13 protein-coding genes are annotated in these 14,666 nt (G+C 29.0%); 8 read left to right on the plus strand and 5 right to left on the minus strand.

What is annotated here, in order from left to right; translation table 11 throughout:
- Positions 1–245: 245 nt before the first annotated feature.
- From MPF13_RS13960 to MPF13_RS13975, 4 genes are all read left to right on the plus strand, one after another.
- On the plus strand, positions 246–1,337 hold the full coding sequence (locus MPF13_RS13960) for a sensor histidine kinase (protein WP_249983378.1): 1,092 nt from the start codon (positions 246–248) through the stop codon (positions 1,335–1,337).
- Entirely contained in the window at positions 1,324–2,046 is a 723-nt protein-coding gene (locus MPF13_RS13965; RefSeq protein WP_249983379.1) for a LytR/AlgR family response regulator transcription factor, read from the plus strand. Before MPF13_RS13960 ends, MPF13_RS13965 begins: the two co-directional genes overlap by 14 nt.
- Before the next feature lie 120 nt (positions 2,047–2,166).
- Positions 2,167–2,778, plus strand: a complete 612-nt coding sequence (locus MPF13_RS13970) for a hypothetical protein (protein WP_134246750.1) — start codon at positions 2,167–2,169, stop codon at positions 2,776–2,778.
- Positions 2,779–2,791: 13 nt separating this feature from the next.
- Positions 2,792–4,600 carry a CocE/NonD family hydrolase gene (locus MPF13_RS13975; protein WP_249983380.1) on the plus strand — a complete coding sequence of 603 codons (1,809 nt, stop codon included), beginning with the start codon at positions 2,792–2,794 and terminating at the stop codon, positions 4,598–4,600.
- A gap of 766 nt (positions 4,601–5,366) precedes the next feature.
- Here MPF13_RS13975 and MPF13_RS13980 read toward each other — a convergent pair.
- The 5 genes from MPF13_RS13980 to MPF13_RS14000 all read right to left on the minus strand — a co-directional run bounded on the left by MPF13_RS13980 (position 5,367) and on the right by MPF13_RS14000 (position 10,659).
- Complete coding sequence (locus tag MPF13_RS13980; protein ID WP_249983381.1) at positions 5,367–5,708, minus strand: P-II family nitrogen regulator; 342 nt, start codon at positions 5,706–5,708, stop codon at positions 5,367–5,369.
- Positions 5,709–5,732: 24 nt separating this feature from the next.
- Entirely contained in the window at positions 5,733–6,986 is a 1,254-nt protein-coding gene (locus tag MPF13_RS13985; RefSeq protein WP_249983382.1) for an ammonium transporter, read from the minus strand.
- Between the two features lie 229 nt (positions 6,987–7,215).
- Positions 7,216–7,599 carry a hypothetical protein gene (locus MPF13_RS13990; RefSeq protein ID WP_249983383.1) on the minus strand — a complete coding sequence of 128 codons (384 nt, stop codon included), beginning with the start codon at positions 7,597–7,599 and terminating at the stop codon, positions 7,216–7,218.
- 31 nt (positions 7,600–7,630) lie between these two features.
- A complete protein-coding gene (locus tag MPF13_RS13995; protein ID WP_249983384.1) occupies positions 7,631–9,730 on the minus strand; it encodes an elongation factor G in 2,100 nt (699 codons plus the stop codon).
- 116 nt (positions 9,731–9,846) lie between these two features.
- Positions 9,847–10,659: an RDD family protein gene (locus tag MPF13_RS14000; protein WP_249983385.1), complete on the minus strand. Its 813-nt coding sequence runs from the start codon at positions 10,657–10,659 to the stop codon at positions 9,847–9,849.
- Positions 10,660–10,681: 22 nt separating this feature from the next.
- Here MPF13_RS14000 and MPF13_RS14005 point away from each other — a divergent pair, with 22 nt between their 5' ends.
- Genes MPF13_RS14005 through MPF13_RS14020 form a run of 4 tightly spaced genes read left to right on the plus strand, consistent with a single transcriptional unit; the run spans position 10,682 to position 14,576 of the window.
- The gene (locus tag MPF13_RS14005) at positions 10,682–11,650 is read left to right on the plus strand and encodes a stage II sporulation protein M (RefSeq protein ID WP_249983386.1); all 969 of its coding nucleotides are present in this window, start codon (positions 10,682–10,684) and stop codon (positions 11,648–11,650) included.
- Positions 11,647–12,360 carry a DUF4129 domain-containing protein gene (locus MPF13_RS14010; protein ID WP_249983387.1) on the plus strand — a complete coding sequence of 238 codons (714 nt, stop codon included), beginning with the start codon at positions 11,647–11,649 and terminating at the stop codon, positions 12,358–12,360. Before MPF13_RS14005 ends, MPF13_RS14010 begins: the two co-directional genes overlap by 4 nt.
- Positions 12,360–13,568: a DUF4350 family protein gene (locus MPF13_RS14015; protein WP_249983388.1), complete on the plus strand. Its 1,209-nt coding sequence runs from the start codon at positions 12,360–12,362 to the stop codon at positions 13,566–13,568. The genes MPF13_RS14010 and MPF13_RS14015 overlap by 1 nt, the downstream gene beginning before the upstream one ends.
- 3 nt (positions 13,569–13,571) lie before the next feature.
- Complete coding sequence (locus tag MPF13_RS14020; protein ID WP_249983389.1) at positions 13,572–14,576, plus strand: AAA family ATPase; 1,005 nt, start codon at positions 13,572–13,574, stop codon at positions 14,574–14,576.
- Positions 14,577–14,666 lie beyond the last annotated feature (90 nt).

Below are 14,666 nucleotides of genomic sequence, written 5' to 3' on the forward strand. Positions count from 1 at the left end.
TCTGCGTTATGTAACTTGAGCTTTGGCTAAAAGCGAAAGTTATTACTACAGTTTCTTGAAAGAATTTATTCTAAAAAGTTTCTTCTGTAATGTTAATGGAACACTTTTTATGCGACGACGTAGGAGGGAAGCGTAATGTGTGTGGAATGGAATATAATTTTTATAAATAACATTTAAACCTCATATCTTACGTTCCTGTACTTTTTCTTTCACTATTTAAAAGTATTTCGTTGCTTTGCTTAAGAATGGATATCAACAATAAAATAAATAATAATAAAACAAGGATATCTCTATATTGGAAATGTCAATTAATTGGATGGAGTATTGTTTCAGTTTATTGGGCTTATACAGTATATACAAAAGATAATTACGGGATTTTTTATACGTTGTTAAATTATGTATTAGACATTTCTATAGGAATATTTTTAACACATATGTACAGACTATTTGCCTTGAAAGCAAAATGGAGTAGTTTACCTATAAAAAATTTACTAATCCGTTTAGTACCTACTATTATTTTATTAGCTGTTTTATATGTATTAATAAACAATTTAAAATGGTATGCGTACTGGACTTTTATTGCAGGCGAGGGTAAAAATTTCTTTGAAGCCATAATTTACTGGGATCCAATTTTACTTACAGGACTTCGACTAATGTCTATTTGGATATTGGCGTATCACTTATATCATTACTATCAAAAAGAAGTTGTTACGGCTAAAGAAAATGCTCAATTATCTTTAATAGCTAAACAAGCACAGTTAGATAATTTATCGGCTCAATTAAATCCACATTTCTTATTCAACTCCTTAAACTCTATTAAATCATTGGTAATCGAAAATCCTAACGTTGCAAGAAGAGCAATTGATTTATTATCAGATTTATTGCGTTCATCCTTATATGAAAAAGACAAAGGCTTAATATCTATTAAAAATGAACTCGCTTTAGTTTATGATTATATTGAATTAGAAAAAATGCGTTTTGAAGAACGACTTCAACTAAAAACCAATATTGATGACGAAGTAATTAATTATAAAATTCCTACGCTAAGTATTCAGTTGCTAGTAGAAAATGCAATTAAACATGGAATCGACTTAAAAGTTGGAGGTGGCGTTGTTTTCTTGAAAGTTAAAAAGAAGGATAGCGACCTTCATATTATAGTTGAAAATCCTGGAGTAATTAATCAACATAATAGTGTTGGTTTAGGTCTGAAAAACCTAAAAAAACGCATGGAAATTCAATATAAAGGTCACGCTAGTTTTAGTTTAAAAGCCAAAGAAAATGAACTTGTCTGCGCAGAAATAATAATTCCAATGCATATAGACCATGAAAAAATATAAAACCATAATCATTGATGACGAACGTTTAGCGAGAGAAGAAGTAAAACGTGCATTAGAAAAACATCAAGAGTTTGAAATTATTGGTGAAGCAAGTCATGTAGATGAGGCTATACCTTTAATTGAAGAATTACAACCAGATATTTTATTTTTGGATATTCACATGCCTGGTAAATCTGGATTTGATTTATTAGAAGAATTAACAAATGTACCAGATGTCGTTTTTACAACGGCTTATGACCAATATGCTGTAAAAGCTTTTGAGATGAATGCGTTGGATTATTTAGTAAAACCGTTGAGAGATGAACGTTTTTCTAAAACCATTGAAAAGGTAAAGGTAGAATTATCTAAAAGAGTAAAATTAGAGTCTACAACCATAGCAATGCATCAAAAGATATTTATAAAAGATGGTGAAAAATGTCATTTTATTCCGCTAACAGATATTCATTTTATTGAATCTTTAGAAAACTATGCACGTCTTTATTTTGGCTCGAATAAAGCGATGATAAAGCGTTCTTTAAATTTACTAGCAGAGAAATTAGATCCTAAAGTCTTTTTCCGTGTTAATCGAAGTCAAATGATTAATATAAATTACATTAAAGAGATTCATCCATACTTCAATAATAAACTCCAAATTATATTAACTACTGGAGAAAAAGTTGAAGTATCTAGCAGGCAATCGGTAAAATTTAAAAACTGGAATAGTTTATAAAAAAAATAATCCTTCAATTTTCTAACGTTCATTTACATTTATTAACGCTCCTGTACTTTTTGTTTTTTGATACAGTTAACTGCCTTTAATTTGTATCATAAATCATTAAAAACTAATATTATGAAAATTATTACAGTTCTAAATTATATTGTCAAATTAGTATTGTTTGTGGCAATATTTTTTTTGGGCTCTTGCAAAAGTAATCCAGAAACAACCGCTACTAAACAACCCGTACTATCTGATTACACAATTGGAGAGAAATGGGTATGGAAATATAAAGGTGTTACTGATGAAGGTGAAGTAAGGTCGGATGGAACCGATACTCGGAAAATAGTTGATTTTAATGGCGCCTTGGGAATGACCATAGACAAAGATACCGTTTTGGTGTCTGAAATTGTAAAGCCAGAAAAAAGTGATACACCAAAATATAAATGGCCTTTAGAAGTCGGTAAAAAGTGGAAATATGAAAAAGACTGGACCAGTCAAGATGGTACTACAGGAAATCAAAGTCAGGATGTAGAAGTGCTTTCCTTTAAAAAAGAAATAGTAGGAGCAGGGACATTTATGGCCTACACCATTGAGTACAAAGGAACCGTTTCAAATTCAAGAGGCTATAGTGCTAAAACAGATGAAGTTTGGTTATATGCTCCAGAAATTAAGAATTTTATAAAAATGACTCAAGTTCAAGACGGTTTTTCTTATACCGAAGAATTAATTGAATATTCAAAATAAAGCAACCATTAAAATGAAATTCATACAAATATTAAAGGTCACATTTTTACTACTGTTAGTAGCATTAGTTTCTTGTAATTCTATAAAAGAGGAGCAGCAAGAACCAAGAGAAGTGAGTAGAAAAGGCAAAGAATATTTTGTGCAAGATTCTATTCTAATTTCAACTAGAGATGGTGCTAAAATATCTGCAATAATAGTTAGAAGTAAAGCTGAAAAAGAACCACAACCAGCAATATTATTTCATACAATATATACTCGTAAAGATGATATCAATAGAGCTTATGAGGCAGCAGATAAAGGATATATTGGAGTTGTATCTTATACAAGAGGTAAAAACTTAAGTCCAAATAAAATAACTCCTTATGTTCATGAAGGTAATGATGTGTACGATGTTATAGATTGGATTACTGAGCAGGAGTGGAGCAATGATGAAGTTGGTATGTATGGAGGTAGTTACGTTGGTTTTGTTCAGTGGGCTTCTATGAAAGAAAAAGTGCATCCAGCGTTAAAAACGATAGTACCATCTGTTGCTGCAGCTCCAGGTATTGCTGAACCTATGGAAAATGGTGTTTATTTTAACTTTCATTATCCTTGGTGGCATTACGTTACCAATAACAAAACACTTGATACAGTTTCTTATTATAATGGAAAACGTTGGAATGATTTGTATTTCGATTGGTATAAAAAAGGAGTGGCTTATAAAAATTTGGATAGTTTAGATAGTACACCAAATCCAGAATTCAATCAAAAATTAGAGCATCCAACATTTGATGCTTATTGGAAAAAAATGACACTGTTTAAACAGGATTTTTCTAAAATTAATATTCCTATCTTAAGTACTACAGGTTATTATGATGGTGGACAGTTTGGAACTATACACTATTTAAAATCTCATTATCAGTACAATACAAATGCAGAGCATTATCTTTTGATTGGGCCTTATTCACATTTTGGAGCGCAAGAACTTCCAGAAAAGAATATTTTGGGTTATACCATAGACCCTATAGCACAGATAAATATTAAAAATTTAATTTTTGATTGGTTCGACTATATTTTTAAAAATGCCAAAAAGCCTGTTTTGTTAAAGAATAAAATCAATTATCAAGTGATGGGTGCAAATACTTGGAAGCATGTATCATCGTTAGATAAAATTACTACTGATACATTAAAGGTATATTTGAGTAAACAACGTTCTGGTGTGGCGTTTAAATCGACCTATAATACAGGAAATATGGGAGTAAACGAACACTTTAGTTTATCTAATATTTCTAATGAAACAAGTTATATAGAACAAGAGATTGATTTTTCTGATCGTAGTCAATTTTCTTGGAATTTAAGTGGAGATCGAAACATTATAACAGAAACTTTAACTGTTGGCCAAGGATTTTCATTTGTCACAGAACCCTTCGATGAAGATTTAGAACTTAGTGGTTCTGTAAGTGGAGTTTTAAATGTGTCCATCAATAAAAAAGATTTTGATTTTAACGTTTTACTATTCGAACAAACGGCTGACGGATCTTTTTTTAGCTTGACACTACCATTTACAGCAAGAGCAAGTATGTCTAAGGATATAGAAAACAGAAACTTATTGACTCCAAATAAAAAGACCTCAATTCCCATTCATAATTTTAGAATGACTAGTAAAAAAATTAAAAAGGGAAGTAGAATAGTTATTCTATTAAATGGTATCAAACATCCTTTTTCACAATTAAACTACGGTACAGGGAAAGATGTGAGTGAAGAAAGCATTAATGATGCTGAAGAGCCTTTAAAAATTAAATGGTATACTGATAGCTATATTCATTTTCCGGTTAATATGTAGAATAGAATCTCGATGTTTAACTTGGCCTCATAAAATTTGGTCAAAACAATAGGTGAAATGAGCATACATATTTTAGGGGTTTAGTAATACAGTTTCTTAAGAGTTTCATTTATACAAAGGATTTCAATGCAATATTAACTTGTTATAATGTTTCCTAAAATATAGTGAATGAACCGTTAATTGTTTCCAAAATTATATGCAGCCTTGAATTTTTGTTTCTTTTGTTTCAAGACAAAAGATAATGAAACATTAAAAAAATGATTAATTTAAGTTCTAAAGTTAACAAGTGCATAGAAATTATCTCGCAGAGTAATTTTATGCTCTTGTGGCAAGCTTACGAGAATCGTCTAAAATTTTTTATTTCGTATATTTTATCGAATACGCGGTTCTTAATAAGAGCAAAAAAGTTAGCTTTTATTTTGGCGTTGGCAAGCTTTGGATAATTGTGTGTAAAATAAATTGCCAGAGCAATTTGATTTTATAAAACAATCGAGCGCTTGATAGTGGCTATTTTACATAACGGCTAATTATAGATACAAATGTTTTAAACTCTGCGAAGCAAACCGCTTATTAGTTCAATGACCCAAGTTCCAATTATTCTGATGAAAACGAATGCTTCTGGGATATTTTACATAATATGGAATTATAGCTATCAAATGGCGAAAACCCATAAATTACCAAATAAGACATTTGTACTATAATTTATATTATGTTAAATAGTATATTTAATAATAAGAGTGTACTTTTTGGGTACACTCTTATTGTCTTATCTAATAGCTTCTATACCTCTGGTTCTTGTACGTATACGAATTGCATCTTCTACAGGATACACAAATATTTTACCATCACCAACTAAACCTTCAGATGCATTGTCTAAAATTACATCTAATGCCGTTTCTAAATTGTCATCACTTACAATACAAATAATCATAATTCTGGTTTGCAAAATCATGTTTTGTTCTGTACCTCTATAACGTTCTGTATACGTTTTTTGCAATCCACTACCTTTAACAGGAATTATTGTATTACAAGGAATACCAGCTTCTTTTAAACCAGTTTGTACAGCTTTTAATTTTGAAGGTCTTATAATTGCTTCAATTTTTTTCATGTGTTTTGTTTTAAATAGTTAAAATTACTCAAAAGTAGAATATGCTTCTACACCAAATGAAACCGCATCAATTCCTGCAGATTCTTCTCTTTTTGTAATTCTGATACCAAATGTTTTTTGCATTATTTTCATTAAAATAAAAGTAATTATAAAAGAAAAACTTCCTATTACTAAAACACCTAATGCCTGAACACCTAACATAGAGGCTCCTCCACCATAAAATAAACCTCCTTCTGTAGCAAATAATCCAACAGCAATTGCTCCAAATAAACCATTTACTCCATGAACTGCAATGGCTCCTACAGGATCGTCAATTTTTAATTTATCAATATATAATACAGCAATATCAACTAAAACACCTGCAATTAAACCAATAATAATAGCAGCATTTGGTCCTACAACATTACACCCTGCAGTAATTGCTACTAAACCAGCTAAAACACCATTAATTGTCATAGTAATATCTATTTGCCCATATCTAAAATAAGTGTAAAACATGGTAGAGATTCCTCCTGCAGCTGATGCTAAAAAGGTATTTGTAGCTACAGTACCAATTAACTCCCAATTACCAACAGCTCCTAAAGTAGAACCTGGATTAAAAGCAAACCAACCAAACCATAAAATAAAAGCACCTACAGCTGCTAATGGTAAATTGTGTCCTGGTATAGCATTTACACTGCCATCTTTTTGATATTTTCCTATTCTTGGTCCTAAAACAATGGCTGCAGCTAAAGCAGAAAAACCACCCATAGCATGAACTGCTGCAGAACCAGCAAAATCGTTAAAACCTTTTACAGCTAACCATCCATTAGGATTCCAAACCCAATTGGCAACTAGAGGATACATTATAGCACAGAAAACAAAAACAAAAATAGCATAACTCCATATTTTCATACGTTCTGCTACAGCACCAGAAACAATAGAAATGGAAGCTATTGCAAAACCTAACTGAATAAACCAAAAAAGTTTATTAGAAACAGTTAATCCTAATCCTAAATCATCTGATGTTATTCCTAAATCAAATGCAAACCAACCATTTGAGTTTCCATATGCGATTCCGAAACCAATTATATAAAAAGCAATTCCTCCAAAAACAATATCTACAATTACTTTTGCAATAATACTCATTGCATTTTTAGATCTTACAAAGCCTGCTTCTAGTAAAGCAAAACCACCTTCCATAAAGAAGATTATTGCTGCACAAATAGCTACCCAAACAGTATCTATTGCACTTATTAAATCTGTTTGTTCTACACCAATAGTTGTAATTGCACTCATAAATATTATATCTTATTTTTTAAGGCAATAAAGATACTATTACTGATTTCTCTAAATATTGTAGTAATAATAAAAAATAGCTTTAATATTATTATAGTGATAAAAATTTAAGTAAAACTCAAACAATACTGTAATTTATAGATTTTACGATTAATTTAAAAAAAAAGTTTAGCAATAAAACGTTTTAATTTTTTTGCTAAACTTTAAAATTACTCAATGACTATTAATTCTACTCCAACCAATTTAAAAAGAAAGTCATCATTTCTTCTTTAAGATCATAATGCATTTTTATATATGTTCTCATATCTTCCATTAAAGGTCTATGTTCACTTTGATATTTCATATCTAACTCATCTTCATAATTTACTTTATTAAGATTAATTATTTTATTTTTACAACGATGTTTTAATTTAGAAATGGCATCTTTTTCAATTAAAATTCTGTTTTGAAATTGTTCAATTAAAATTGAAGCACTTTTGTTATACTCTCTTGCTGCAATTTCTTCTAATTTTTCTTCAAACGTATCCATTTCATCAAAATGAAAACGTAATTCTCTTCTCCAAGTTTCTAAATTAAACTTTAGATCGCTTAAGTGTGATACTTTGGTTTGCATATTCTTTTTGTTTTTGATTAAACTTTTTAATTTATGATACTAATTCTTTTTGAACATTTGTTGGCACTGTTTGGTAAGCAGAAAATTGCGAGCTAAATGTTGCTTTTCCTTGTGTAATAGATCTTAAAATAGTTGAAAAACCAAACAATTCTGCTGCTGGTGTTATACATTTTAAAACTTGATAATTATCTTGAGTTTCTATACCTAAAATCATAGATCTACGAGATTGTAATTCAGTCATAACACTACCAACCATTTGTTCTGGTACTTTTACAGAAATTTCTTGTGTTGGTTCTAATAACCTTGGATTTGCATTTAAAAAAGCTTCTTTAAAAGCATGTGCAGATGCAATTTTAAAAGAAATATCATTAGAATCTACCGAGTGCATTTTTCCATCAAAAAGCATCACTCTAATATCTCTAGCATACGAATTTGTTAATGGACCAGATTCCATTACTTCTAAAATTCCTTTTACAACCGATGGTAAATAACGTGTGTCTATTGCTCCACCAACAATGCAATTATAGAATACTAATTTTCCTCCCCAATCTAAAGTTACTTCTTCTTTACCTCTAATATTAAATCCTTCTGGTTCTGGCATATTTTCAAACCAAGGTTCAATTTTCATATGCACTTGTGCAAATTGTCCTGATCCTCCAGATTGCTTTTTATGTCTATAATTTGCTGTTGCAGAACGTTGTATGGTTTCTCTATATTGAATTTTAGGTCGCTTATACTCTACTTTTATTCCATAAATATGCTCTAAAGCCCAAGTAATTGTTGCCAAATGCAACTCTCCTTGACAACCAATTAGAGTTTCTTTGGTTTCATTAGAATAATTGACTAAAATTGTTGGATCTTGAGTTTGTAAACGTTTTAAAGATTCGCTTAACTTTTCTTCTTCTTTTACCTTAGTTGCAGTAATTGCCTTTGTTATTCTAGCATCTGGATATTGAATTGGTTTTATTGTAAAACCTTCTTCTACAGTTGCTAAAGTATCATTAGTTTCAGTAAATTTTAATTTAGTAGTAGCTCCAATATCACCTGTGGTTAAAGTTTTTACAGCTTCTTTATTTTTACCATCCATAATAAACAATTGATTAATTGTTTCTGTTTCTCCATTTCTACAATTAATTAATTTATCGTTTACTTTAACTTCTCCAGATTTTACTTTAAAAAAGGTAATTTGCCCTAAGTTTGGTTGATAAATAGATTTAAAAACAAACAAAACTGGAGCAGCTTCCTTTTCTCTAACAATTTCATTTCCTTCTACACTTTGTTCTGGTTTTAAATCTGCAGCTGCAGGTGCAACATTATCAATAAAGCCCATTAAACGTCCTGTACCCATATCATTAAGTGCAGAAACACAAAAAACAGGAAAAACATCATGATTTAACATTCCTGCTTTAATTCCTGTTCTCATTTCATCTTCATTTAATGTGCCTTTATCAAAGAAAAGTTCCATTAACTCTTCATCGTTTTCTGCTGCTTTTTCCACAAGTTCATTATGAAGTTGATTTGCCAACTCTTTTTGATCTTCTGGAATTGCCAATTTTTCAGGCTTCCCTCCTTCAGGTCCAAATTTGTACATTTTCATTTTTAGAACATCAATTATACATTGACTTCCATCTACCATTAAAGGATATTGAATTTTAATAGCATTATTACCAACTAATTGTTTAATACTGTTAAAACTAGCATCAAAATTAGCATCTTTATGGTCTATTTGATTGACAACAAATAAGGTTGGTTTGTGGTATTTATTTATATAATTCCAAATAATTTCTGTACCAATTTCTACACCATTTTTTGCATTAATTACTGTAGTTATTGTATCAGAAACACGAATTGATGAGATGATTTCTCCAATAAAATCGTCTAAACCAGGAGTATCAATTATATTAATTTTGTAATTTCTCCATTCTGTATGTAAAGGTGTTGCAAATACAGAAGCTTCTCTTTCATGCTCTATTTCATGATAATCTGAAACAGTGTTTTTGTTTTCTATATTTCCTCTTCTTTTTATAATTCCAGCCTCAAACAGCATGGTTTCTGCCAAAGTGGTTTTACCACTGTTATGGGCTCCTACAAAAACAACATTTTTAATGTGTTTATCATCATATATTTTCATACTCGTCAATTTATAAGATTACCCTATAAATTTAAAAACAATAAAGTGCGAAAAACATGATTTTTGTTAGGTTTGGGTTAATTTAACAAAGAAAAAAGGTAATTTAAGATAGGTTTCTACATGTTTTGTGTGTAGAAGTTATAATCTTTTAAAACAACATCTATAAACTCAATATCACTGTTGTGAACAGATTTAATTTCTGTAACTTCAAGAATCTTAGACCTAAGTTTAATAAGCGTTTTATAATCTTTATATTTCTTAGCAGATTGGTAGGTGTTTTTAATGATTCTTGCATCATTATCAGACAGTTTTATAACATTAGGATATGTAGGTACATATTTATTAGAAATGTTTTCTAAAATGGTTTCAGAAAATTTAACATCATCCTTTAAGTAAATAACTACAGTGTTTGCTATTAAATCTCCAAAACGTTGATTTTCTTTGGTAAATAAAATCATAAAAAAACCAATCATTTTACCAAATAAAAACAATAACCATAGCAATCCTATTTCATTGTCTAAACCCAAAGATGATATGTAAACAAATAAAAGCATAAATAAATTAAAATCTACAACTCTTAAAAACCAACGAATAACAAAATCTGTTGTAGAAGGTTTAAAGCCTTCAATATTAATTACTTTCAGTTTTAATAATTTTTTACCTACTGTTTGTCCACCCAATAACATTTCTGTGTATAATGAATAAAAAGTTATAGGCAAAAATACCATGACATCTATAGCTTTTATAGACCAATTATCTCCACCAACTGCACTATCAAACATTTGAAAGTTTAAAAAAGTGATGGCAAAATATAAATAGGCAAATTTTAATACGTTGTCTACAGTAAATGCTAACAACCTTTGCCCAACATTTGCTAGGGTAAAATTGATGTTTACATTTTGTGCTGTTTTTATTTGGAGTCTTTTCATGCAATATGTAAATTCGCTCTGAATGAGAGAAGTCGCTTTTATAAAGCAAAATAAAGAAAAATGGCTTGAATTTGAACAAGTAATTTCAAATAAAGAGAAAAAAAGTCCTGACGACATAGCCAACTTGCATATAAAAATCATGAATGATTTGGTATATGCACAAACTTATTACCCAAAAAGTAAAGTTACTTTATACTTAAATAAGCTTGCTAAGTCTAGCTTTGATAAGGTTTATCACTCTAAAAGAAGAAATAGAAATGTGTTTTTATATTTCTTTTTTGATAAAGTACCACTACTCTCCTACCAATACAGAAAATATATTTATTTATCATTTATTGTATTTTTTGCCTGTTTTTTAATAGGATTGCTTTCTACTTTTAATGATGATTCTTTTGCGCGTCAAATTTTAGGAGACAATTATGTTAATCAAACAATAGAAAATATAGAAAGTGGAGATGCAATGGCTATTTATAAAGGTGGTAGCAATTGGGGAACTTTTATTGGTATTTATGACAATAACCAACGAGTTGGATTAAATATGTTTTTATCTGGATTGTTTTTAGGTATTGGCACTGGGTTTTATGTAGTTTACAATGCTATAATGGTAGCTGTTTTTCAAGCTTTCTTTTATCAACATAACAGTTTGTTTGATAGTTTAAAAGGAATCTGGATTCATGGAACCTATGAAATTTTTAGTATGATTATAGAAGCTGCTGCAGGTTATATTATTGGTGCTAGTATTTTGTTTCCTGGAGCTTTTAAACGATTAGAATCTTTTAAAAGAGGTATGAAAGCTGCATTTTATATTTTTATAAGCACCATTCCTTTTACTTTAATAGCTGCATTTTTAGAAGGTTATATTACAAGATATGCTAATATAATGCCCACTTTTGTATGTTTTTTAATCATTGGTTTTAGCTTAATTTCTATAAGTTACTATTATTTGGTTTTACCTTTTAAAGTGGCTAACAAACACCAATTGCTTTCATGAATAAAAAACTAATTATTTTATTCATCTTTTGTTCATCAATTACTTTTGGACAATTTATGCAAGAAGGACACTTTACTGCTAAAAAAGTAGATTCAATTTATAAAAATGCACCAGAATTTACTGAAGTAAGAAACTTTGACGAAGATTTTAAAAACAAATACACAGACAAAGAATTTATTTATACAGAAGAAGAAATAGGGGAAGAAAAAAAAGAAGATTTTTCTAACAGTTCTGCATTTGTAAATGGTTTTCTTTTTTTTATAAGTAACATTTTTCCTTATTTATTAGGAGGTATCATCATTTTTATCATTTTAAAAACCTTTTTAGGATCTGAAATGGAATTTTGGAATTTTAAAAAACCGAAGAAAAAAGTTGCTGCTAAATTAGTGTATGAAGATGAAGATATACACGAAACAGATATTGAAGGTTTGTTGCAAAAAGCTATAATAGATAAAGAATACAGATTAGCTGTTAGATATTATTACTTATCTGTTTTAAAAGAATTATCACATAAAAAACTAATAGAATATCATAAAGATAAAACCAATTCAGAATACCTTTTTGAAATTGAAGACCAAACAACAAGAACTAAATTTTCTTATTTATCTTATGTGTATTCTTATATATGGTATGGAGATTTTCCAATAGACGAAGCTAATTTTAAGTTAGCACAAGAAAAGTATCAATCTTTTAAAACAACTTTAAAATAATGATACATATTATAAAAAAACTATCTCTACTCCTATTTTTATTAGCTTTAATTGGTTGTAATAAAACAGACTGGAAAGAAAACTTTAAAGAAAAAGAGAAAAGTCCGTTTGGTAATTTTATTATTTATAATGAAGCAAAAGAACTTTTTAAAAACAATGAAGTAACCCTGTTAAAAGAAAATTTCTATGATTATTTATTGTTTGATTCTGATATAGATAGCACCAAACAATTTAATTTAGTTTGTATTAAACATAGTGGTTATAAATACAATAACACAGGTATAAATGAAATTTTAAACTTTGTAGAAAAAGGGAATTCTGTTTTTTTAGCCTTTAATCATTTTAAAGACACCTTACAATCATCATTAAAATTTAGCACAAATAATTTAGATAAAAACAATTATTCAGTTCCTTCTTTAAAATCGTTAAAAGGAACTTTAGATTTAAATAACAATCAGTTTTTTAACAATTCTTTTTTCTATGATAGAAATTTGCGTAGAAATTATTTTTTAGAATATGATAAAAAAACAACTAGTGTTATTGGAACTATTGAAGTAGATGGAGAGAAAGTGCCTAATTTTATTAAAATTAAATATGGTAAAGGTGCATTTTACTTGCACTTACACCCTATTGCATTTACCAATTATTTTTTATTGAATGGTAATGAAGAATATGCTAGCAATGCATTATCCTATTTACCTAATAACGATTTAATTTGGGATCCACATATTAAATCGAGTAAATATTCTGACAATGAAAATGAAGATAAATCTTCTGTTTTTAAATTCTTCTTAGAACACAAAACATTAACTTGGTTTTTATTTGTGTGTTTAATCGGATTAATTTTGTTTATGCTATTTAATGCGCGCAGAAAACAACGTCCTATTCCAATTATTGAACCCTTAAAAAACTCAACAGTTGCCTTTACACAAACAATTGCAAATTTGTATTTAAAAGAACAAGATCATAAAAATTTAGTTGATAAAAAAATAGCTTATTTCTTAGAAAAAGTAAGAAGTAAATATTTACTAAACACCAACAATTTAAATGCTGATTTTATGGAGAAACTAGCTTTAAAATCTGGAAATGAATTGCAAAAAACAAAATATTTAATTAATACAATTATCACTTTAAATAAAAGAGCTGAGTGTTCTGAAGAAGAGTTAGTTGTGTTGCATAAAATGATAGAGAAATTCTTTAATAAATAAGATATGGAAACACCAAACAATCAAGAAACGCCCAAAGAAATAGAATTTGAAAATAGAATTGATTTATCTGAATTACAAGCAAGTGTTTTTCAAATAAAAAAGCAATTACAAAAAGTAATTGTAGGTCAAAAAGAAATGATGGATTTATTAATTGTTTCTTTACTTTCTGATGGTCATGTTTTAATAGAAGGTGTTCCTGGAGTTGCCAAAACTATTACTGCAAAATTATTGGCACAAACAATAGATGTTGGTTTTAGTAGAATTCAATTTACACCAGATTTAATGCCTTCAGATATTTTAGGAACTTCTGTTTTTAATGTAAAAACATCAGAATTCGAATTTAAAAAAGGTCCAATTTTTTCTAGCATGATATTAATTGATGAAATTAATAGAGCTCCAGCAAAAACTCAAGCTGCATTGTTTGAAGTGATGGAAGAAAAACAAATTACTATAGATGGTAAAACCTATAAAATGGACGAACCTTTTGTGGTTTTAGCAACTCAAAACCCTATAGAACAAGAAGGTACTTATAGATTGCCAGAAGCTCAATTAGATCGTTTTTTATTTAAAGTTAATGTAGAATACCCTAATGCAGAAGAAGAACTAGAAATTATTATTAAAGAACAAGCTTTAGAAAATACAACAAAAGCAAGTAAAATAGAAACTGTAATTAGTGGAAATAAAATTATTGAGTTCAGAAACTTGGTAAATCAAATTAAAATAGAAGAAAACCTATTAAAATATATTGCAAACATTGTTGTAAACACACGTTCTAACTCGTTTTTATATTTAGGTGCTTCACCAAGAGCAAGTATTGCTATTTTAGGAGCTTCTAAGGCATTTGCAGCTATAGAAGGAAGAGATTTTGTAACGCCAGAAGATATTAAAAGAGCAACAATTCCAGTATTAGAACACAGAGTAATTGTTACTCCCGAAAGAGAAATGGAAGGGTTAACAAGCAAACAAATTATAGAACAAATTATTGAAGCTGTTGAGATTCCACGTTAAACAAATTGTCACTTCGAGTGATTTTGAGGAACGAAAAATTGTATCGAGAAGTTTTTAATAGTTCTCGATACAATTCCGAAAAAAATTGGA

This window comes from Polaribacter sp. Z022, from assembly GCF_023555495.1.
Lineage (GTDB): Bacteria > Bacteroidota > Bacteroidia > Flavobacteriales > Flavobacteriaceae > Polaribacter.